This window comes from Streptomyces sp. NBC_01288, assembly GCF_035982055.1.
Taxonomy (GTDB): domain Bacteria; phylum Actinomycetota; class Actinomycetes; order Streptomycetales; family Streptomycetaceae; genus Streptomyces.
Genome location: NZ_CP108427.1, coordinates 9,827,453 through 9,847,954 on the forward strand (window position 1 = coordinate 9,827,453; position 20,502 = coordinate 9,847,954).

The 20,502-nt window shown below is 70.8% G+C and carries 20 protein-coding genes; 13 read left to right on the forward strand and 7 right to left on the reverse strand.

What is annotated here, in order from left to right; genetic code table 11:
- Positions 1-13: 13 nt before the first annotated feature.
- Positions 14-1,303, reverse strand: a complete 1,290-nt coding sequence (locus OG194_RS44220; protein WP_327406357.1) for a streptophobe family protein — start codon at positions 1,301-1,303, stop codon at positions 14-16.
- A gap of 159 nt (positions 1,304-1,462) precedes the next feature.
- Here OG194_RS44220 and OG194_RS44225 point away from each other — a divergent pair, with 159 nt between their 5' ends.
- Positions 1,463-2,710, forward strand: coding sequence for a DUF6777 domain-containing protein (locus OG194_RS44225; protein ID WP_327406358.1), 1,248 nt, complete (start codon positions 1,463-1,465; stop codon positions 2,708-2,710).
- Between the two features lie 83 nt (positions 2,711-2,793).
- On the forward strand, positions 2,794-3,255 hold the full coding sequence (locus OG194_RS44230; RefSeq protein WP_318022766.1) for an ATP-binding protein: 462 nt from the start codon (positions 2,794-2,796) through the stop codon (positions 3,253-3,255).
- 4 nt (positions 3,256-3,259) lie between these two features.
- Here OG194_RS44230 and OG194_RS44235 read toward each other — a convergent pair whose 3' ends face one another.
- A complete protein-coding gene (locus tag OG194_RS44235; protein WP_327406359.1) occupies positions 3,260-4,039 on the reverse strand; it encodes a class I SAM-dependent methyltransferase in 780 nt (259 codons plus the stop codon).
- Between the two features lie 88 nt (positions 4,040-4,127).
- Between OG194_RS44235 and OG194_RS44240 the strand changes: the two genes are divergently transcribed.
- Positions 4,128-4,520, forward strand: a complete 393-nt coding sequence (locus tag OG194_RS44240; protein WP_327406360.1) for a helix-turn-helix domain-containing protein — start codon at positions 4,128-4,130, stop codon at positions 4,518-4,520.
- 9 nt (positions 4,521-4,529) lie between these two features.
- Here OG194_RS44240 and OG194_RS44245 read toward each other — a convergent pair whose 3' ends face one another.
- The 3 genes from OG194_RS44245 to OG194_RS44255 all read right to left on the reverse strand — a co-directional run bounded on the left by OG194_RS44245 (position 4,530) and on the right by OG194_RS44255 (position 7,134).
- Positions 4,530-5,132 (reverse strand): ClpP family protease, encoded by a 603-nt coding sequence (locus OG194_RS44245; protein WP_327406361.1) that lies wholly within the window; start codon positions 5,130-5,132, stop codon positions 4,530-4,532.
- 1 nt (position 5,133) lies between these two features.
- Positions 5,134-5,787, reverse strand: a complete 654-nt coding sequence (locus OG194_RS44250) for an ATP-dependent Clp protease proteolytic subunit (RefSeq protein ID WP_327406362.1) — start codon at positions 5,785-5,787, stop codon at positions 5,134-5,136.
- A 123-nt stretch (positions 5,788-5,910) separates the two neighbouring features.
- Entirely contained in the window at positions 5,911-7,134 is a 1,224-nt protein-coding gene (locus OG194_RS44255; RefSeq protein WP_327406363.1) for an epoxide hydrolase family protein, read from the reverse strand.
- 186 nt (positions 7,135-7,320) lie between these two features.
- On the opposite strand from OG194_RS44255, the gene OG194_RS44260 reads away from it, so the two are divergent.
- Complete coding sequence (locus OG194_RS44260) at positions 7,321-7,824, forward strand: VOC family protein (protein WP_327407404.1); 504 nt, start codon at positions 7,321-7,323, stop codon at positions 7,822-7,824.
- Positions 7,825-8,052: 228 nt separating this feature from the next.
- Here OG194_RS44260 and OG194_RS44265 read toward each other — a convergent pair whose 3' ends face one another.
- On the reverse strand, positions 8,053-8,811 hold the full coding sequence (locus OG194_RS44265; RefSeq protein WP_327406364.1) for an ABC transporter ATP-binding protein: 759 nt from the start codon (positions 8,809-8,811) through the stop codon (positions 8,053-8,055).
- A gap of 156 nt (positions 8,812-8,967) precedes the next feature.
- Between OG194_RS44265 and OG194_RS44270 the strand changes: the two genes are divergently transcribed.
- From OG194_RS44270 to OG194_RS44310, 9 genes are all read left to right on the forward strand, one after another.
- Positions 8,968-10,002 (forward strand): ABC transporter substrate-binding protein, encoded by a 1,035-nt coding sequence (locus OG194_RS44270; RefSeq protein ID WP_327406365.1) that lies wholly within the window; start codon positions 8,968-8,970, stop codon positions 10,000-10,002.
- A gap of 5 nt (positions 10,003-10,007) precedes the next feature.
- On the forward strand, positions 10,008-10,808 hold the full coding sequence (locus tag OG194_RS44275) for a methyltransferase domain-containing protein (RefSeq protein WP_327407405.1): 801 nt from the start codon (positions 10,008-10,010) through the stop codon (positions 10,806-10,808).
- Entirely contained in the window at positions 10,805-11,563 is a 759-nt protein-coding gene (locus OG194_RS44280) for an ABC transporter permease (protein ID WP_327406366.1), read from the forward strand. The genes OG194_RS44275 and OG194_RS44280 overlap by 4 nt, the downstream gene beginning before the upstream one ends.
- 187 nt (positions 11,564-11,750) lie before the next feature.
- On the forward strand, positions 11,751-13,334 hold the full coding sequence (locus tag OG194_RS44285) for an ABC transporter substrate-binding protein (protein WP_327406367.1): 1,584 nt from the start codon (positions 11,751-11,753) through the stop codon (positions 13,332-13,334).
- Positions 13,335-13,336: 2 nt separating this feature from the next.
- On the forward strand, positions 13,337-14,293 hold the full coding sequence (locus OG194_RS44290) for an ABC transporter permease (RefSeq protein WP_327406368.1): 957 nt from the start codon (positions 13,337-13,339) through the stop codon (positions 14,291-14,293).
- On the forward strand, positions 14,290-15,177 hold the full coding sequence (locus OG194_RS44295) for an ABC transporter permease (protein ID WP_327406369.1): 888 nt from the start codon (positions 14,290-14,292) through the stop codon (positions 15,175-15,177). Before OG194_RS44290 ends, OG194_RS44295 begins: the two co-directional genes overlap by 4 nt.
- Entirely contained in the window at positions 15,177-16,907 is a 1,731-nt protein-coding gene (locus OG194_RS44300; RefSeq protein ID WP_327406370.1) for an ABC transporter ATP-binding protein, read from the forward strand. The genes OG194_RS44295 and OG194_RS44300 overlap by 1 nt, the downstream gene beginning before the upstream one ends.
- On the forward strand, positions 16,904-18,910 hold the full coding sequence (locus OG194_RS44305; protein ID WP_327406371.1) for a CocE/NonD family hydrolase: 2,007 nt from the start codon (positions 16,904-16,906) through the stop codon (positions 18,908-18,910). The genes OG194_RS44300 and OG194_RS44305 overlap by 4 nt, the downstream gene beginning before the upstream one ends.
- Positions 18,877-19,575, forward strand: a complete 699-nt coding sequence (locus OG194_RS44310) for a TetR/AcrR family transcriptional regulator (RefSeq protein WP_327406372.1) — start codon at positions 18,877-18,879, stop codon at positions 19,573-19,575. Before OG194_RS44305 ends, OG194_RS44310 begins: the two co-directional genes overlap by 34 nt.
- On the opposite strand, the gene OG194_RS44315 is transcribed toward OG194_RS44310, so the two are convergent.
- Positions 19,538-20,446, reverse strand: a complete 909-nt coding sequence (locus tag OG194_RS44315) for an SGNH/GDSL hydrolase family protein (RefSeq protein ID WP_327406373.1) — start codon at positions 20,444-20,446, stop codon at positions 19,538-19,540. The genes OG194_RS44310 and OG194_RS44315 overlap by 38 nt on opposite strands.
- Positions 20,447-20,502 lie beyond the last annotated feature (56 nt).

Below are 20,502 nucleotides of genomic sequence, written 5' to 3' on the forward strand. Positions count from 1 at the left end.
TGGGCGCAGACTCTCATGGCTGGTGCTGTGGCTGCTTGGGGATTTCGACCTCGCCCCGTCGGTGGACCCGCCTTGCGAGGAGGGCCCCGAGGAATCCCGCGACCAGACCCCACAGCGCCGCCAGTCCCACCGCCGACCACAACTCCGGCTTCAGGAACAGGTCTCCGGACAGGCCGCCGCCCACGTCGCCGATGCCGAGGAGGGAGAGGCCGTAGTGGGCCGAGATTCGTCCGACCAGGCAGATCATGAGGACCGCCAGGGCGAAGGCGATCGCCAGGTGGACGGCGTGCTGCCAGGCGCGTACGCGGGCCGGGGAGCGGGCGGCCATCAGGAAGGCGGCCGAGAGGAGCAGGACCGCGTTCACTACCAGGAGCCACCAGACGCCGCTGTCGTGGGCGGCGAGCGAGCGCAGGTTCAGGGTGGAGACGTCCGGGGTGCGCAGGACCTCGTTCAGGAGGCGGGGGACGGGGAGGCCGAAGGGGCCGTCCACCCGGCCGTTCCAGGTGGCACCCAGGCCGATCGTGAGGGCCAGCCAGACCAGGTTCGGCATTCCCAGGAGGATGAGGGCGAAGGTCTGGGCGGCGTAGCCGCGTGTCGCCGCCACGACGAGGGCCAGAACGACGCCGAGGGCGACGTAGGCGAGGAGCAGGGCCACCACCGCGAACGCGGCCGGGCGTACCGACGCGTGGAAGCGGAGGAGGCGGGCCGGGAGGGGTGCGCCGGGGGACACCAGGAGGGACAGGATCAGTACCCCTGCCAGCCACAGCAAACCGAACAGCACCGTCTGCGGTACGTCCGCCTCGAAGCCGACCTCGGGGGAGGCGCCCAGCAGGTCGCCGATGTCGCCGAGGGTTCCGGTGCCCAGGGAGATCGAGAACTTCTGGCGCGTGCCCAGGGCCAGTCCGATCAGGGCGAGCAGCCACAGGACGGCGATACGGGCGGCCCAGCCGGCCAGTTCCGCCCCCGAGGCGACCGCTCGGTGCCGCAGAGGTCGTAGGAAACCCGCCGCGGTCAGCAGGGCGCCGGTCAGGGTTACCGAGAGGGGGATGACGGTCAGGCCCGCCTTGGTGTCGGCCAGGGAGCCGGCGTTGCCGGTGAGTTTCACGGTGCCGCCCACCGCCGTCACCACCGTGGCCGTGACGACCCGGGGGAACGCGCCGTCCGGGAGGTCCGTCGCGCCCGCCGCCCACAGGCCCAGCGCGGAGACCATGCCCATGCCGAGCACTCCTGCCAGCGTCGTGGCAAGCGCCTGGAGCCAGCCGTGTTGGGCTACTGCCTGGTCAGAGGGGGTTCGGGGGGTCACGTTGTCACGCTAAGCAGCGGCCGGGGAGCGCGCCCGCCGGGAGGGCCGTCCGCGTCGGCTTGCGGGCGGACCGGGACCCGAGCACACAATGGGTTCGTTGTGGATAAAGCGGCGTAAATGAGTACAAGCCGCTGTCGACCGCGTCGGGAAGAAGAGCTCGTGAGCGTCGAACCTCCGTCTTCAGGCCGCCCCACCGGACCGCCCTCCGGCCCCCTGTCGGGACCCTCCCAGCCGCCTTCCGGCCCGCCCTCGCAGCCCTCGGGCGGTGGCGGTGCCGGGGCGCCGGAGCCGCACCGGCCCTGGTGGAAGTCGGTGCCGCGGGTCGCGATCCTCACGGCCGTCGTGGTGGCCGCCGTGGTGCTGGGGCTCGTCTTCACCCGGTCCGACGGCGGTTCGAGCAACACCGCGAGCAAGGGCGAGGTCTTTCTCCAGTCCGCGGCCAAGACCGGGCCCGACCCGTTCACCGAGTCCAGTGCCACCGAGAACTCCGCCCCGCCCGTCACCGCGTCCCCCAGCGCCTCGGAACCGGTGAACGCGGTGCGCGGTGTCGACGGCGGTGCCCCCGGTCTCTACGGCGGCACCCAGAACGTCTCCAGCTGTGACGTCGAGAAGCAGATCAAGGCCCTTCAGGCGGCCCCGGCGAAGAACACGGCGTTCGCGTCCGTCGCCGGCGTCCAGCCCGCCGGAGTCCCCGCCTACCTGCGCTCGCTCACCCCCGTACAACTGCGCATGGACACCCGCGTCACCAACCACGGCTACCGCGACGGCGCCGCCACCAGCTACCAGGCCGTCCTCCAGGCCGGCACCGCCGTCCTCGTCGACAACCACGGCGTGCCCCGCGTCCGCTGCGCCTGCGGCAACCCGCTGTCGCCGCCGGTCGCCCAGCAGACCACCCCGAAGCGCACCGGCGACACCTGGTCCTCGTACCGGCCGCAGAACGTCGTCGTGGTGACCCCCGCACCGCAGATCATCAACATCTTCGTGATCTACGACCCCGACAACCACCACTGGTTCGGCCGCCACCACGGCGACACGGGCAAGCACGACCACAAGACCCCGCCGCCGGTGAACCCGGCCAGCCCCTCGGTGACCGTGTCCCCGCCGACCTCGCCGTCCTCCAACTCCCCGTCGCCGTGCGCCTCCACGGCCCCCGGCACGCCGGGAACGCCCGGCACGTCCACCAGCCCGTGCCCGCCGACGTCGAGCGCGCCGTCCTCGCCGTCCTCCTCGTCCCCGAGTTCGGAGTCCCCGTCCTCCGAGCCTCCGTCCACGGAGTCGTCGTCAGCCTCTTCCGCCTCCTCGGCCTCGTCCGCCCCACCCGAATCGCTCGCTTCCGACACGACCACGACCTCGTCGTCGAGCTTCAGCGCGCCGGTTTCGTCGGGGTCGATTTCACCGTCACTCTGATCGGGGGGACTGCCGGGCGTGGGGCTGGGTACGAGCACTGGTACGACAGCGACCGGCAGTGCCGCCTTCCGAGAGAGACACGCATGATCGACCACCGGGACGGGGTAGTGATACCGACTCGTTTCGACGTGCCCGTGGAACCGCTGAGGCGGGCGGCGCACTACACCGGAGAACCGGGCTGCATCTCCGCGGCCCGGCACTTCACGCACCAGTTCCTGGAGCAGCTCAGAACCGAGTGGTGCGCCACGATCGACGACCAGTCCGACGGTGAACTGCTGCTGGTGGTGAGCGAGTTGGTCACCAACGCGGATCGCCACAGCAACGGGCCGTACATCCTGGAGCTGGAGGGCACGGACACCTCGGTGACGGTGTCCGTCTGCGACAGCAGCGTCGCCCTGCCCCGGCTCTTCGCCCGGGACCCCGAGCGCATCGGCCGGCACGGCCTGGAGATAGTCCACGCCCTGGCCGCGCAGGTGAGCGTCGAACGGGTCCCGGTCGGCAAGAGGGTGCGCGCCGTGGTGTACCTGGGCGGAGAGGACCGCTAGACCCTCACGCCCCGCTCCGGGTGGCCGTGATCAGCTCGTGCAGGTACCGCTTGGTGACCCGGCCGTCGTGCCGCGTATCCAGCAGCTCCCGCAGACAGGCCAGCAGGCCCTGGCGCGAGGGCTCGTCCATCGCGAGATGGTTCGAGTACGTGAGCACGACGTCGAGGTACTCGTCGGTCGTGTACGTGATCTCCTGCGCGCCCCGCCACACCGTGACGTCCTCGAAGTGCGCGGAGTGCTCGAACTCCCGTGTGTCCGTTGCCGTTTCGTCCTCGGTGGGACTCCGGAAGCCGGGCGGGGTGGCCGGGTCCCAGCGTTCGTAGCAGCGCTGTATCCGGTCGAAGAAGTCCTGCGTGCCGCCCGCCACATGGTGCGTGGTGACGACCGCGAGGTGCCCGCCGGGACGCAGCGCGGACGCCGTCTTCGCGAGGAACCTCCCGGGATCGAACCAGTGGTACGCCGTCGCGATCACCGCCAGGTCGAACGGCTCGTCCGGCACCTCCCACAGCTCGAAGTCCGCGACCTGTACGTCCACCCGCGGAAACGCGCTCAGATTGCGCCGGGCCACCGCCGCGAGCGACGGGCCCAGTTCCACGGCGGTCAGCCGGCAGCCGAACCCGGCGAGCGGGACGGTGAGTTGACCGGTGCCGGGGGCGATCTCCAGGACCCGGCCGGCCGGGCCGAGGTCCGCCGTGCGGGCCAGTTCGTCGACCAGGGGGCGCGGATACCGGGGGCGGGCCCGGTCGTAGCGCTCGGCCGCTCTGTCGAATGTGTCGCGCAGCACCGTTCCGGCACCCTTTCGTATCGGCGATTCCCCCCAGGGCAGAATGCTGATCCCTTGCCCTCACGTCCAAGGCTTTTAGTCTGAGGGGGTGAGCAACCAAGCGCCGAACCAAGCCCGCGTGATTCCGCTGCGCCCGCACGAGCCGGCCCCTCACCTGCCGGAGCCACAGGTTCCCGCGCCCAAGGAGCCTTTGTGGCGCGACCTGGTCGGTGACGTCCTACGACGCGAACGCCTCGCCCAGGAACGCACGTTGAAGGACGTGGCCGACGCCGCCCGGATCTCCATGCCGTATCTCTCGGAGGTGGAGCGGGGCCGCAAGGAGGCCTCCTCGGAGGTCCTCGCGGCCGCCGCCCACGCCCTCGGTCTCGACCTCGGCGACCTGCTGTCGCTGGCCGGAGACGAACTGGGCCAGCGCCGCAACAGGCGTCAGGGCAGGGTCACTTCGCCGTACAACGCGCAGCTCAGTCTGGTCGCCGCCTGACGGCGCCGCTCAGGACGGGCCGAGGCGTCGGCTGACCACCTCGTCGGCCAGGCCGTACGCCACGGCCTCCGGCGCGGTGAACACCTTGTCGCGGTCCATGTCGGCGCGCAGCGTGGCGATGTCGTGGTGGGTGTGCCGGGACAGCACCTCCTCCACCTGGGAGCGGATCCGCACCATCTCCTTCGCCTGGAGGGCGAGATCGGAGACCATGCCACGCTGCCCGCCGCTCGCCGGCTGACCGAGCAGCACGCGCGCGTGCTCCAGGACGAACCGACGCCCGGGGTCCCCGCCGGCCAGCAGCACGGCCGCCGTCGACGCGGCCTGACCGACGCAGAACGTCGAGATCGGGGCCTGCACGTACGTCATGGTGTCGTAGATGGCCATCAGTGAAGTGAACGATCCGCCGGGCGAGTTGATGTAGATCGCGAGCTCCCGCTCCGGCGCCGACGACTCCAGATGGAGGAGTTGCGCGATCACGACGTTGGCGACCCCGTCGTCGATGTCGGTGCCGAGGAAGATGATCCGCTCGGACAGCAGCCGGCTGAACACGTCGTACGAACGCTCGCCGTTCGGGGTCCGCTCGACGACGTTCGGAATCGTGTACGTCCCCATGTCAGAGCCCCATCCGTCGCTTCGAGGCGGCCGGGCGCACGTCGTCCAGGGAGGCGACGATCCGGTCCACCATGCCGTACTCCTTGGCCTGTTCGGCCGTGAACCAGCGGTCGCGGTCGCCGTCGCGGGAGATCGTCTCCTCGCTCTGGCCCGTGTGCTGAGCGGTCAGCCGCTCGATGGTCCTCTTCGTGAAGTCCAGGTTCTCCGCCTGGATCTCGATGTCGGCGGTGGTGCCGCCGATGCCCGCCGACGGCTGGTGCATCATGACCCGCGCGTGGGGGAGGGCGTAGCGCTTGCCGTGGGTGCCGACGCTGAGCAGGAACTGGCCCATGCTCGCCGCGAAACCCATGGCCAGCGTGGCGACGTCGTTCGGGATCAGCCGCATCGTGTCGTAGATGGCGAGGCCCGCCGTCACCGAGCCGCCGGGGCTGTTGATGTACAGGCTGATGTCCGTGCGCGGGTCCTCCGCGGACAGGAGCAGCAACTGGGCGCAGACCCGGTTCGCGGAGACCTCGTCGACCTGGGTGCCGAGGAAGACGATCCGCTGCCCGAGGAGCTGGGCGGCGAGGTGGTCGTCGAAGCGGGAGGACGGGGTGTCGCCCTCCTCGGCGCGGGGCATGAGGGCCGGCGCGAAACCGGCCGTGAGTGGAGACATGGGCACTCCTTGTCGAGGGTGTCGAGGGTGTCGAGAGTGTCGTGACCTGTCTCCACTGTCGGCCGACAACGCCCCCGCCTGGGGGTTTCTAGGCCCTCAGCAGATTCGCCGTGAGCAGAGGGGTCACCCGGAGCCCGCTGCGCGCAGCTGCCGGAAGAAGGCCCGTACGTCCGCTGCCAGCAGGTCCGGTTCCTCCATCGCGGCGAAGTGGCCGCCCCGGTCGAGCCTGGTCCAGCGGACGATGTTCTCGGTGCGCTCGGCCTTGTGGCGGAGCGGGATCTGGATCTCGGCCGGGAAGACGGCGAGCGCGGTGGGGGTGGTGGACGGGAGCGTGGGCGCGGCGGCCCGGGCGCCGGTGGCGTGGGCCCGCTCGTAGTAGATACGGGCGGCCGAACCGGCCGTCCCCGTCAGCCAGTACAGCATCACGTTCGTGAGCAGCCGGTCCCGGTCGACGGCCTCCTCGGGCAGCTCCTCCGAGTCGGTCCACTCCCTGAACTTCTCGACGATCCAGGCGAGTTGGCCGACCGGCGAGTCCGTGAGGGCGTACGCCAGAGTCTGCGGGCGGGTGGCGTGGAGGACGGCGTATCCGGTGCCCTCGCGCGACCAGGCGGTCCAGCGGCGCCAGGATTCCTGAGTGTCCGCCCGCTCCTCGGGGCTGAGCGCGGCCAGTTCTTCAGCGGTGGGCTCGGTGAGTGCCTGCGCGCCCGGCAGCAGGTTGAGGTGGACTCCGATGACCCGGTCGGGGTGGGCGCGGCCCAGCTCGCGGGAGATCGCCGAGCCCCAGTCGCCGCCCTGCGCGCCGAACCGTTCGTAGCCGAGCCGGTGCATCAACTCGGCCCAGGCGTCGGCGATCCGGCCCGCCTCCCAGCGGGTGTCGGCCGGGGGCCCGGACAGCCCGAAGCCGGGGATGCTGGGTACGACCACGTGGAAGGCGTCGGCGGGGTCGCCGCCGTGGGCCGCCGGGTCGGTCAACAGGCCCACGATGTCCACGAATTCGACGATCGAGCCCGGCCAGCCGTGGGTGAGGATCAGCGGGGTGGCGGTCGGCTCCGGGGAGCGGATGTGCGCGAAGTGGACGTTCGACCCGTCGATGGTGGTCGTGAACTGCGGCCACGCGTTCAGCTCCGCCTCGGCCGCACGCCAGTCGTACGTGTGCCGCCAGTACCGGACCAGCTCCCGCAGATAGTCGGCCGGTACGCCGTACGCCCAGCCGGTGCCGGGCAGGTCGTCGGGCCAGCGGGTGCGGTCCAGGCGGGCGTGCAGGTCGTCGAGGTCGGCCTGCGGGATGTCGATGCGGAACGGGTTGATACGGGTCGGCTGGACGCTGTCTGCCTGCGTGGACGTCATGTGATCGGAGCCTAAGCGCTCCGCTGGCGGGGGGCGGATCAATCTGCGGGTCCGGTGGGGGCTGGGCGCGCAGTTCCCCGCGCCCCTTTCGGGGCGCGACGCCGCAGGGGACTTTCCAGTTGACCGATGAGTTTCGGGGCTCGCCCCGGTCGATACAGATGACCGTGTTCGATGCACCCGCAGCTCATGGAGGAGCTCATGACCACCGACGCACCCACCGACGGATTCACCACCTGCCTCTGGTTCGAGGGCCGGGCCGAGGAAGCCGCCCACCACTACGTGTCGATCTTCAAGAACTCCAGCATCGGTCGCATCAGCCACTACGGCGAGGGCGCCCCGCAGCCGGCGGGCACGGTGCTCACCGTGGAGTTCACGGCCTTCGGCCAGAAGTTCGTGGGGCTGAACGGCGGCCCGGAGTTCAAGTTCACCGAGGCGGTGTCCTTCCAGATCCCGTGCGAGAACCAGGAGGACATCGACTACTACTGGACCAAGCTCACCGACGGCGGCGAGCCCGGCCCCTGCGGCTGGCTCAAGGACAAGTTCGGCGTGTCCTGGCAGGTCGTCCCCAGCCGGCTCATCGAGATGATCACCGACCCGGACCCGGCGAAGGTCGCCCGCGCGACGGAGTCCTTCATGGCGATGAGCAAGTTCGACCTCGCCGCACTGGAGAAGGCCTTCGCGGGGGAGTGACGGCCGGACGGGACACGTCACCGGTGACGGGTGGTCGAGGGGAGCAGGCTCCGGCTCATGGAAGCCATCGGGGCCTGCTCGATCCCGCGCAGGGAGTGTTCTTCAGCCGCTGTCAGCTGCCGCCGGGTCGACGAGGCCGAGGTACTGGCACCACATCGCGGTTCTGGGCAGGTTGATCGTGACGTGCCAGGAGCGTCCCGGCTCGTCGTGGTCGTGGCCCGGGTGGGATCAGCTCTCGCTGTCCAGCAGCAGCGCGTGCAACTCGGCCGCTCGCCGGGCCAGTTGCTCTGCCTGGCCGGCCTCGGCGCGGGTGCGCGGACGGGGCAGGGTGATGTCGAGGACCGTACGGATCCGGCCGGGCCGGGGCGTGAGGACGACCACCCGATCGGCGAGCAGGACAGCCTCGTCCACGGAGTGCGTGACGAGGACGACGGTGGACGGATGCTCGCGGTGCGTCCGCTGCAACTCGGCGCACAACTCGTCCCGGGTGAGCGCGTCGAGCGCGGAGAACGGCTCGTCCATCAAGAGCACCCGGGGCCGCCGCATGAGCGACCGGCACAGCGCCACCCGCTGCTGCATCCCGCCGGACAACTCGTGCGGCAGGCGGCGCTGGAAGCCGTCGAGGCCCATCGTCTCGATCAGTCCCAGCGCCAGTTCGCGCGAGCCGTTGCGCCGCTCGCCCGCAATCTCCGCAGGCAGCAGCACGTTGTCCAGCACCGAACGCCACGGCAGCAGCGCCGGGCGCTGGAAGAGGACGGCGCAGTCGCGGCGCGGCCCGGTGACGGCCCGGCCGCCCATCAGCACTTCGCCCCGCGTCGGCGGCACCAGCCCGGCGATCAGCCGCAGCAGCGTCGACTTCCCGCAGCCGGACCGTCCGACGACGGCCACGAACTCGCCGTCGGCCGCCTCCAGATCGATGCCGTGAAGCGCTTCGACGGAGCCTCGCCGGTGCGCGAACTCCTTGGACACACCCCGTAGTTGGATCACGCGTCGACTCCCGTCGGCCGCCGTGCGCGGAGTACCGAAAATCGCTCTGCTGGATTGTGACATGCGCGCGTACGCTTTTCCTGATCGCGACCCCGGCGATAAAGCCCCGTCAAGTGCCGCCGTCCGCCCACCCATTCCCCCGTCAGGGGAGGTCGCATGATCCGCTCATACCGCACGGCGACGGTGTTCTGTACGGCGGTCACGTTACTGGCCGCCGCTGCCTGTGACTCCAACTCCTCCTCCAAGAGCCCGAGTTCGGCCAAGGATCACATCACCTACGTCACCGCCTTCGGTGCGGCGGGACGGGACGCCTTCGCCTGGGTGGCCGAGCAGAAAGGCTATTTCGGGCAGGCGGGAATCGACGTGAAGATTGAACTCGGAAAGGCCACCGGCGAGAACCTCAAGGCCCTCGCCTCCGGAAATGCGCAGTTCACGAGTTTGGACTTCACGGGCGCGATGATCTCAGCGGGCGCCAAGAACTCCACGGCCTACCGCGACTTCCGCGCCGTGCTCGCCATCCACCAGCGGACCCTCGTCTCCATCATGGCGATGCAGGGCTCGGGCATCACCGCCCCGAAGGACCTCAAGGGCAAACGGATCGCGGCCGCCGCCAATTCCGTGAACCAGCTGCTCTTCCCCGGCTACGCCAAGCTCGCCGGTATCGACTCCGCCGGAATCCACTGGATCGCGGTCCAGCCCGTCCAGTTGGGGCCGGCCCTCGCGAGCGGAAAGGCCGACGCGCTCAGCACGTTCCTGATCGGCCGGCCCACGATCGAGAAGGCCACCGTGCAGGCCAGGTCGAAACACGTGGTGGTGTTCCCCTACAGCACCTACCTGCCCGACCTGTACGGCAACGCGACCGTCACCACGGCCTCCATCGCCGCCAAGAAACCGGACCTGGTCAAGCGCTTCCGCACGGCTCTGCTCAAGGGGCTGAAGTACACGATCCAACACCCCGACGAGGCAGGGAAGTTGCTGCACGCCAAGCACCCGGAGACGGACGCCACGGCCGCGGCCGCGGAGATCAAACTGATGACGCCGTCCGTGACGGCCGAGGGTGAGTCGTCCATCGGCCTGATCACCGAGGCGCGGATGCGGCGGGCCATCACCAGCCTCCAGAACGCCGGTGTCATCCAGCCCGGGATGGAACCCCAGGACGTGGTCGACTTCGCGGCCATGAAGGGGAGTTGACGGAGGTGGAGGCCCCGCTCCCGTACGTCTTCGACAACGACCACCCGGAGGCCGTCGACCGGCACGGTCAACTCCCGGCGATCCTCGACGAGTTCACGATCTCGCGGCTGTCGTCCCTCGGTGACCTGACCGGTCGGCGCTGTCTGGAGACCGGCGCCGGGGGCGGCAGCATCGCCGCCTGGCTGGCCCGCGCGGCGGGATCGACCGGGCGGGTACTGGCCACCGACGTCAACACCCGTCATCTGCCGCCGAGTCCGCCGTACGACGTACTGGTGCACGACCTGGAGAGCGACCCGGTGCCGGACGGACCCTGGGACGTGATCCACGCCCGGCTGGTGCTGCTGCACCTGCCCGGACGGGAAGCCATCCTTCGAAGGCTCGCGGCGGGGCTCGCACCCGGTGGTGCGCTGGTGGTGGAGGACTTCGAGACGACCTTCCGCAAGCTGGTGCTGGCCGCCCCGACCGCCGAGGCGGCCCAACTGGTCGACCACTACCACGAGTTGCTCGTCGAACGCGTCCTGCCCGCCCACGGCAACGACCCCACCTGGGCGGGACGGGTGCCCGCCGCCATGCTGGAGGCGGGCCTGACCGACGTGGACACCGTGATCCAGGCCCGGTCCTGGCCGGGCGGTACGGCGGGGGCGATGCTGATCGGCGCGAACATCGCGCAGGCGCGGGAGGACTTCCTGGCGGCCGGTATGACGGAGGCCCAACTCGACGAGCTGGACCGGCTGGTGGCCGACCCCCGGCTCGTGCTGCGCGGCCACTTCACCTACTCGACCATCGGTCGCAGGCCCTCCGCGTGAGACGCGTCCTGTCGGCGGGACCGCCGGTCCTGGCGGCGGTGTGCGCCCTGGCCGGGTGGTGGCTGATCACGGTCGCCTTCGACATCCGGCCGTTCCTGCTGCCGTCGCCGCCCGATGTGGTCGACGCCTTCGACCGGCTGCCCGGCTATCTGCTCCGGCAGACCTGGCAGACGTTCACCGAGACGGCCGTCGGCTTCGGCCTGGCCGTGGGCGCCGGACTCGCGACCGCCGTCCTGCTCACCGCGTCCCGTGGCGTGGAACGCGCGGTCATGCCGCTCCTGGTCGCCGTCAACGCCGTACCCAAGATCGCGGTGGCCCCGCTCCTCGTGGTCTGGCTCGGCTTCGGGACCGCCCCGAAGGTGTTCATGGTCGCCCTGCTCGCCTGGTTCCCCGTCGTCGTGTCGACCATGGCCGGGCTGACCTCGGTCCCCCTGGAACTGGCCGAACTGGCCCGCTCCCTCACCGCCTCCCGCTGGCAGACCTACCGCAAACTCCGCATCCCCTGGGCCCTGCCCCAGGTCTTCACCGGCCTGCGCCTCGGCGTCACCCTGGCCGTCGTCGGCGCGGTCGTCGGCGAATTCGCGGGCGGTGACCAGGGCCTCGGATACGTCATCGTGGCCTCGGGCGGCAACGCCGACACCCCTCTCGCCTTCGCCGCGATGACCCTGCTCAGCGCGATGAGCGTGCTGCTTTTCTATGTCGTCGTTCTCGTGGAGCGGGCGTTGTTGCCCTGGGCTCGCGAGATCACCGGCTGAGCGACCGCCCTCGGAGCCGCCGCGAGGCCCGTCCCTGCGGCCCCCGCACACCTTCTTCGCGTAACCAGTGCGTTTCGGACGTTAATTTCCGCCGCCAAAGGGTTGGCGGGAAACCATCCCCTGGTTATCGTTCACCAACTTCACTCAATCGTTCGGCTGAACGAATAGCGACAAGGACGGTCGGTACATGTCCGACATCCACCACCCGGGCCGCCGGTCGGTGCTCGCCGCGGGCGTCGCCTCGGCCGCCGCGCTCGGCGGGTCCTGGCTGCTGACCGGCTGTTCCGGGGCGGAGGCCGCTCCCGTCCTGCCGGCCGCCGCCGCGAAGGGCGCCCCCGACCGCGGCGGCACCCTGCGCATCGCCCGGCCGCCCGCCTCCGACGCCGAGACCCTCGACCCGGCCAGCTCCCTGTCCGCGTACGAGTACCTGGGCGCCCTCTACAACCGGCTCGTCCGCGTCGCCGCGAACGGTGAGCTGGCCCCCGACCTCGCCGAGTCCTGGGAGACCGACGCCAAGGCCCGCACCTGGACCTTCCGGCTCCGCAAGGGCGTCGCCTTCCACAACGGCCGCGCCTTCACCTCCGCCGACGCCGCCTACACGCTGCGCCACATCCTCGACAAGGCGACGGCGTCCCCGCAGGCCGCGGTGCTCGCCCCGCTGATCGACCCGGAGAAGCTGGGCACGCCCGACGCCCACACCCTCGTCGTCCCGCTGAAGAGCCCGAACGCCGAGTTCCCGAGCCTGCTGACGCACTACAACTGCTACGTCATCCCCGACGGCAGCGCGAAGTCCATCGGCCGCACCGGTATCGGCACCGGCCCCTTCAAGCTGGAGTCGTTCGCACCGGCGGGCCCCGGCCGCGTCACCGCGTACAAGGACCACTTCGCGGGCCGCCCCGTCCTCGACGCGATCGCCTTCTATTCGGTCGCCGACATGTCGGCCCGCTCAAATGCCCTACTGGCAGGGCAGGTTGACCTGCTCTCGCAGACCAACCTCGACTTCGCGACCGCCCGCGTGGTCGCCGCCTCGGACCGCGCGACCATCGCCCGCGTGAAGAACGCCCAGTGGTACGTCCTCCCGATGCTCACCACCGAGAAGCCCTTCACCGACGTCCGCGTCCGCCAGGCGATGAAGCTCGCCTACGACCCCGAGCACGTGGTCAAGGTCGCCCTCCAGGGCGCGGGCACCCCCGGCTGGGACAACCCCGTACCGCCGAACTACCCCGCGTACATCTCCGCGCATCCGAAGCACGACCCGGAGAAGGCGAAGTACCTCCTGAAACAGGCGGGCCACGAGGGTCTGGCGATGGACCTCTACACCTCCTCCTACGACCCGCTGTTCACGCCGATGGCACTCGCCTACCAGGACTCGGCCAAGCGCGCCGGTATCCGGATCAAGGTCAAGACGGCCTCCGCGGACTCGTACTACACGCAGATCTGGATGAAGAAGCCGCTGATGGCCACCTACTGGTTCACCGGCCGGCCCGTCGACCAGCTCTTCACCCAGATCTTCCGCAGCGGCTCCTCCTACAACGAGACCGCCTGGTCCGACAAGCAGTTCGACGCGGTGCTCGACAAGGCCCGCGCCGAGATCGACGACACCAAACGGCGCGAACTCTACGGCGAGGCGCAGACGTTGGTGATCGAGAGAGGCGGGGCGATGACCCCGATGTTCGCCGACCGGCTCGTCGGCATCTCCCGCAAGGTGCGCGGATACGCCGAGCACGGCTTCGAGTTCGACTACCTCAACATCGGCCTGAAGGGAGCCTGACCATGCTCTCCTTCATAACCCGCCGTATCGCGGCGGCATTTGGCACCCTCTTCCTCTCCTCCATCCTCGTCTTCCTCGCCGTCCAGGCCCTGCCCGGCGATGTCGCCACCCAGATCCTCGGCAAGGACGCGACCCCGGACGCCGTGGCGGCCCTGCGCAAGCAGCTGAAGCTCGACCGGCCCGCCTGGGAGCGGTACTGGGACTGGGTCTGGGGCGCCCTGCACGGCGACTTCGGCACCTCCCTCGTCTCCGGCAAGGCCGTCGGCGGCGAAGTGTCCATGTACCTGGGCAACTCCGCGCTGATCGCGATCGTCACGGTCCTCTTCGCGGTCACCGGCTCGATCGTCCTCGGCATCCTCGCGGGCCTGTACCGCGACCGCTGGCCCGACCACGTGATCTCCACCGTCAGCCTCGTCGGCATGAGCGTCCCCGAGTTCGTCGTGGCCACCGTGCTCGTCCTGTGCTTCTCGGTCGCCCTCCCGTGGTTCCCCGCGGTCGTCCTCTACGGCCCCGACGCCAGCGTCTCCCAACTCCTGCCCGCCGTATGGCTTCCCGCGCTCGCCCTCGCCGTGGTGATGGCCGCGTACATCGTCCGCATGGCCCGCACCTCGGTCATCGACGTGATGGCCACCGAGTACGTCACCACCGCCCGCCTCAAGGGCCTCTCCACCTGGCGGGTCGTCACCCGACACGCTCTGCCCAGCGCCCTGTTGCCCACCCTGCACGTCATCGCGCTCAACGTCGCCTGGCTGGTCGGCGGGGTCGCGGTGGTCGAGAACGTCTTCAACTACCCGGGCATCGGCAAGCTGATGCTCTCCTCCGTGCAGAACCGCGACCTGCCCACCATCCAGGCCATCGCCCTCATCAGCGCGGTCGTCTACGTCGTCTGCAACCTCGCGGCCGACCTCGCCACCATGGCCCTCAACCCCAGGCTCCGCACCCGAGGGAGGACTCGATGACCACGCTCGACACCGCCGCGCCGACCACCGTACGAGGCGCCCGCACCGTCCGCGCCTGGCGCACCGTGAGCAGTTCCCGCACCGCACTCGTCGGCCTCGCGATCGTCGCCGTACACGTCCTGATCGCGCTGCTCGCCCCCCTCCTCACCTCCTACGACCCGATCGCCAACGACGCCGACCATGCCCTCCTCGGGTCGAGTTGGAGCCACTGGGCCGGCACCGACCAGTACGGCCGGGACGTCCTCGCCCGCGTCCTCTACGGCGGCCGGTACGCGCTCGGCATCTCCGTCACCGCGACCCTGATCACCGTCGCCCTCGGCACGGTCATCGGCTGCGCGGCGGCCCTGCGCGGCGGCTGGTTCGACGACGTACTGGGCCGGGTCCTGGACGCGATCCTGTCCATCCCCTCGGTCCTCGCACTGCTCGTCGTCGTGACCGCCCTCGGCACCGGCCCGTCGGTCATCGTCCTCGCCGTCGCGATCACCTACGTCCCGCAGGTCGTCCGTGTCGTCCGCGGCGCCGCCCTCGCGGTGGTCCCCGCCGACTACGTGACCGCGGCCCGCGCCCGCGGCGAGAGCACCTGGTCGATCCTGCGCCGGGAGATCCTGCCGAACATCACCGACGTGGTGTGCGTGGAGTTCGCGATGCGGGCCTCCTGGGTCGTCCTGCTGATCTCCTCGCTGTCCTTCCTCGGCTTCGGCGCCGACCCGCCCACTCCCGACTGGGGCTTGATGGTCGCCGAGAACCGCACCGCCATCACCGTCGTCCCGATGGCCAGCATCGCCCCCATCATCGCCCTGGCCACCCTCGTGGTCGGGCTCAACCTCGCGGCCGACGGCCTGTCCAAGGCGTGGGGCGTCGACCGGATCAGGGAGGGCTCCTGATGGCCTCGATCGTGTCCGTCAACTCCCTCTCCGTGGCCTACCGTTCGGGCGGCCAGGACATACCCGTCGTGCACGAGGTGTCCCTGGACGTCGCCGAGGGCCAGACCCACGCCCTCGTCGGTGAGTCCGGCAGCGGCAAGTCGACCATCGCCGCGACCCTCCTCGGCCACCTGCGACACGGCTCCCGGATCACCGGGGGCTCGGTCGAGGTGGCCGGCGCCGACGTATTCGCCCTGCCCGCACGGGAGTTGCGACAGCTGCGCGGCGGAACGGTCGCGATGGTCGGCCAGAACGCCGGCCACGCCCTCACCCCCTCCATGCGCATCGGCCGGCAGATCGCCGAGGCGGGCGGTGACGTGCCCGTCGAGGAACTCCTCGAACAGGTCCGGCTGCCGAACCCCGCCGAACTCGCCCGCCGTTACCCGCACGAACTCTCCGGCGGCCAGCAGCAGCGCGTCGCCATCGCCATGGCCATCGCGGCCCGCCCCAAGGTCCTGGTCCTCGACGAGCCGACGACCGGCCTGGACGTCATCACCCAGCGCAGCGTCCTCGACCTGATCGCCGCCCTGAGCGACGAACTCGGCCTCGCCGCCGTGCTGGTGAGCCACGACCTCGGCGTCGTCGCGCACATGGCCGACGAGGTGACCGTCCTGCGGTCCGGCCGCGTGGTGGAATCGGCGCCCACCAGGCAGCTGTTCGCCCAGCCCCAAGACCCGTACACCAAGCGCCTGTTGGCGAGCGTGCCGCGCCTCGACGACACCGGGCTCGCGGTCGTCGGCGAGGCGGGGGAGCGGGAGGTCAGGCCCCGGGCGGAAGTCCCCGCCGACGCCCCCGTGGCCGTCTCCGCGCAGGACATCACCATCGACTACGGCAGCACCCGCGCCGTCCACGGCGTCTCCTTCGACGTCCGGCGCGGCGAAGTCCTCGCCCTTGTAGGCGAGTCGGGCAGCGGCAAGTCCACCCTCGCGTGGAGCCTGGCCGGACTGCGCACCCCGTCCGGCGGCACAATGAACCACGCGGACGGCGACCTCGCCCGACCCGCGCAGCAACGACCGCTGTCGCTGCGCCGCCGGGTACAGCTCGTCTTCCAGAACGCCGACACCTCGCTCAACCCCCGCCGCTCCGTGGGCGACGCGGTCCGCCACCCGTTGCGCTTCTTCGGCACGGTGACCGACCGCACGGAGGCGACCGAGCGGGCCCGACAGCTGATCTCCGACGTACGGCTCGACCCCGCCCTCGCCGACCGCCTGCCCGCGCAGCTCTCCGGCGGTCAGCGCCAACGCATAGGCATCGCAAGGGCGTTGGCGGGTGAGCCGGACGTCCTGATCGCCGACGAGATCACCACCGCCTTGGATGTGTCGGTCCAGGCCGACGTGCTCCGACTCCTCGACGACCTGCGGCGCGAGCGCGACCTGGCCTGTCTGTTCATCAGCCACGACCTGGCCGTCGTACGGGGCATCGCGGACCGGGTCGTGGTCCTGCGCCACGGAGTCGTCGTCGAGGAGGGCCCGACGGAGACAGTCTTCGCCGACCCCCAACACCCCTACACCCGCCAACTCATGGCGGCCGCCCTCGAACCCGACCCCGATGCACTGCCCTACGTCGACGACACCGCCGACTGGGCCGACGCGGCGGACGGCGACGACATCTGGACCGAACACGGCGCCGACGGCCACCGCGTCCGACGCTGGCGTCCCCTCAACGCCCCTGTGGCAGAAGGAGCTTTGTGAAGTACCGCGAACAGTTCGAGCGCCAGGTCGTCCGTGAGGACGTCTGGATCCCCACCCGGGACGGAAGGACCCGGCTGCACGCCCGCATCTGGCGGCCCGATGACGCCGAGTCGGACCCCGTACCCGCGCTGCTCGAATACCTCCCGTACCGCAAGAGCGACTGGACGGCACCGCGCGACGCCCAGCGCCACCCCTGGTACGCAGGACACGGTTACGCCTCCGTCCGTGTCGACATCCGGGGCCACGGCGACAGCGAGGGCCTGCCCGGCGACGAGTACGACGCGCAGGAACTCGCGGACGGCGTCGACGTCGTCAACTGGCTTGCCGCACAGCCCTGGTGCACCGGCAAGGTCGGCATGTTCGGCATCTCCTGGGGCGGCTTCAACGCCCTCCAGATCGCCGCCCTCGCGCCCGAACCGCTCAAGGCGATCGTCACCGTCTGCTCGACCGACGACCGGTACGACAACGACGTCCACTACACGGGCGGCGCCGTCCTCGGCATCGACATGCTCGCCTGGGCGGGCACCATGCTGGCCTTCGCGTCCCGGCCGCCGGACCCGGTGAGCGTCGGTGCGGACCGCTGGGTGCCGATGTGGCGCGAGCGCCTCGACGCCCTCGAACCCTTCCTGCACACCTGGCTCGACCACCAACAGCGCGACGACTACTGGAAGCACGGCAGCGTCTGCGAGGACTACACCGCCATCGACGCGGCCGTCCTCGCGGTCGGCGGCTGGAACGACCCGTACCGCGACGCCGTGTTGCGGCTCGTCGAGCACCTGCCAGAGGACCGCGTCCGGGGCATCGTCGGCCCGTGGTCGCACCAGTACCCCGACCGCGGCCTGCCGCCCGGCCCCGCCATCGGCTTCCTCCAGGAGACCCTGCGCTGGTGGGACCAGCACCTCAAGGGCATCGACACGGGAGCCATGGCGGAGCCCCTGCTGCGGGCCTGGATCACCGACCCGGTCCCGCCTGCGACGTCGTACGACGTGCTGCCCGGCCGTTGGGTGGGTGACGCCAAGTGGCCGAGCCAGCAGGTCAGTTGGGACTCACGTCCCCTCGGTGCGAGCGCGGACCCCGTGGTCGTACGCTCCCCGCAGCACACCGGCCTCGACGCCGGGCGCTTCTTCCCCTTCGGCAACGCGAGCGACCTGCCGCCGGACCAGCGCGAGGAGGACGGCCGTTCGGTCTGCTTCGACTCCGAACCGCTCACCGAACGCGTCGAGATCCTCGGCCGCCCGCGCGTCCGGCTCCGCCTCGACAGCAGCACCCCGCGCGCCCACGTCATCGCCCGGCTGTGCGACGTGGCCCCGGACGGCTCGTCCACGCTCGTCACCCGGGGCGTGCTCAACCTGCTGAGCAGGCACGGCCGTGACCAGGCCGTCGAGTGGACACCGGGGACGTACGAGGACATCGAGTTCGAGCTGACCGGCATCGGCTACGCCCTCCCGCCCGGCCACCGCATTCGGCTCGCCGTCTCCGACACGTACTGGCCGTGGGTCTGGCCGCACGGCGAGCGCGGCGAGTTGCGGATCGTCCCGGCCGAGAGCGCCGTACAACTGCCCCTGCGCGAAGCCGGATACGAGCCGCTGATCCGTTTCGAGGAGCCCGAACAGGCGACACCGCTCGACGTGACCTACGACCGGCCCGCCGAGCCGACCCCCGAGCGACTCGTCACGCACGATGTCGCCAAGGGGGAGTGGACGCTGGAGGTGGACCCCAACTACGGGGGATCGCGGACGTATCCGGACGGGCTGCGCTACGAGGAGAGCGCGCGGGAGACATACCGCATCCACGGCGACGACCCGCTGTCCGCGCACGCCGTCTCGGAGTGGCGGATCCGGTTGCGCCGCGGTGACGACTACGACGCTGAGATCATGGCGCGGACGGAGCTGCGCGCCACGGCCGCGGACTTCGTCATGGACAGTCGCGTCGAAGCACGGGCGAACGGAGAGACAGTGGCCGAGCGAGCATGGCACCGCACCACCCCGAGGACGTCGGGATGACGGCCGCCAAGCAGCCCCAGCCGGCCACCAAGTCCCCGCGCCGAGCCGTCGCCGCCGCCGACCGCACCCGGCAGCCCACCGAGGTGCGCCGCCGGCTCATCGTCGAGGCGGCCGTCCCGTTGATAGCGGAACGCGGTTACGCCGCCGTCGGCGTGCGGGACGTGGCGGCGGCGGCCGGCGTCTCCGTCGGCACCGTCACCTACCACTTCGGCAGTGTGCAGGAGATCCTCTCCGAGGCGATGGTCCTCCATATCGAGCGCTACTACGCCGAGTTGAGCGAGGCGGCCGAGCAGGCGACGAGCGGTGCCGAGGCGCTGCGGCTGCTCGTCGACGCGCTGTTCACCGAGGACACCGACCGGCACTGGCGCATGTGGTTCGACTACTGGAACGCGGGCGAACAGGGCACGGACGCGGCCTTCAGCGGCGGCCAGGCGCATCGCTACGAGACCTGGCACCAGCAGATCCGCGCACTGGCCCAACGGGGCGTCACAGACGGCGAGTTCGACGCCGAGGACCTCGACGGCTTCACGGTCCGTTTCGCCGCCCTCGCCGACGGCCTCGCCCTGCAACGGCTGCGCCAGGTACCCCCGTTGAGCACTCAGGACGCCCGCCGGCACCTCAACCGCCTCATCGAGACGGAGCTCGGTCGCCGATCACCCGAGTGATCTCCCGGGCGATCCGCAGGATGCCGGGGGAGGGGACCGGGCACGGCCTGGGCGTCGAGGTCGTCGGCGCCAGGCAGAAGTGCAGATAGTCCGAGTCGAGGTGCAGGGCCGTGCGGCCGTTGCCCGGCTGGGTGCAGTAGTCGGGGTGGGCGCGTTCGTAGGCGGTGCAGGGGAGGTACTGGGTCCAGGTGTAGCGGGCTCCGGCGCGGCTCACGGTGCTGCCGGCGTCGGCGACGAGGTCGCCCGCCGACCTGGCCTGGGACTCGTAGAGCGCGTTCACCGCCTGGACGCGCTCGGGCGTGATCGGGTCGGGGCCCTGCAACACCCAGACGAGCGTGGGCCGTTGAGCGCCACCGGCGGTCGCGATCTGCGCGGTGAGCTTCTTGACGTCGGCCTTGTACCGCGTGAAGTACGCCTCCCGGTCGGCGTCGTAGGTGATCCCGTCCATGCAGGGCGTGTAGCCCCACGCGTTGCCCCAGAACTGGAGCACCACGAAGTCCGGGTGCAGCGCACGCACCAGCGCGGGTGCCTTGTCCCCGGCCGGGACCAGCGAACCCTCCTTGGAGCCCTCCAGGTAGTCGCACGGAGTGGTCCCCGAGTACGGGGCACTCGTGTACGTCGCGTCCAACTGGCCGCGCAACTCCCGCCCGAGGACATTCTGGCTCTCCATCGCGAGGGAGTCCCCGACATACAGCACCCGGGGCGCCGACTTCACCACCGGGGCACTGCTCGGCGAGGCCGGCGCCTGCCGTTGTGTGGTGGTCGGCACGGACGGGGTGGGCGGCGCGACCTCGGGTCCGGACGCCGGGTCCGTGCACGCGCCGAGCAGCATCGCGGCCAGCACCACACCTACGATCCACGGCTTCCGCATACGCCAACTCCCGCCCCGGGCACCGGAAAACGGCCCCTCAGGCAAGCACAGCCGGG

Excerpts from the sequence above, each read along its gene's own strand:
- OG194_RS44310 (WP_327406372.1), top strand. The coding sequence starts at position 18,877 with ATGGCACCGCACCACCCCGAGGACGTCGGGATGACGGCCGCCAAGCAG.
- OG194_RS44230 (WP_318022766.1), top strand. The coding sequence starts at position 2,794 with ATGATCGACCACCGGGACGGGGTAGTGATACCGACTCGTTTCGACGTG.
- OG194_RS44255 (WP_327406363.1), bottom strand. The coding sequence starts at position 7,134 with ATGACGTCCACGCAGGCAGACAGCGTCCAGCCGACCCGTATCAACCCG.
- OG194_RS44270 (WP_327406365.1), top strand. The coding sequence starts at position 8,968 with ATGATCCGCTCATACCGCACGGCGACGGTGTTCTGTACGGCGGTCACG.
- OG194_RS44315 (WP_327406373.1), bottom strand. The coding sequence starts at position 20,446 with ATGCGGAAGCCGTGGATCGTAGGTGTGGTGCTGGCCGCGATGCTGCTC.
- OG194_RS44300 (WP_327406370.1), top strand. The coding sequence starts at position 15,177 with ATGGCCTCGATCGTGTCCGTCAACTCCCTCTCCGTGGCCTACCGTTCG.
- OG194_RS44260 (WP_327407404.1), top strand. The coding sequence starts at position 7,321 with ATGGAGGAGCTCATGACCACCGACGCACCCACCGACGGATTCACCACC.
- OG194_RS44290 (WP_327406368.1), top strand. The coding sequence starts at position 13,337 with ATGCTCTCCTTCATAACCCGCCGTATCGCGGCGGCATTTGGCACCCTC.
- OG194_RS44245 (WP_327406361.1), bottom strand. The coding sequence starts at position 5,132 with ATGGGGACGTACACGATTCCGAACGTCGTCGAGCGGACCCCGAACGGC.
- OG194_RS44295 (WP_327406369.1), top strand. The coding sequence starts at position 14,290 with ATGACCACGCTCGACACCGCCGCGCCGACCACCGTACGAGGCGCCCGC.
- OG194_RS44250 (WP_327406362.1), bottom strand. The coding sequence starts at position 5,787 with ATGTCTCCACTCACGGCCGGTTTCGCGCCGGCCCTCATGCCCCGCGCC.
- OG194_RS44285 (WP_327406367.1), top strand. The coding sequence starts at position 11,751 with ATGTCCGACATCCACCACCCGGGCCGCCGGTCGGTGCTCGCCGCGGGC.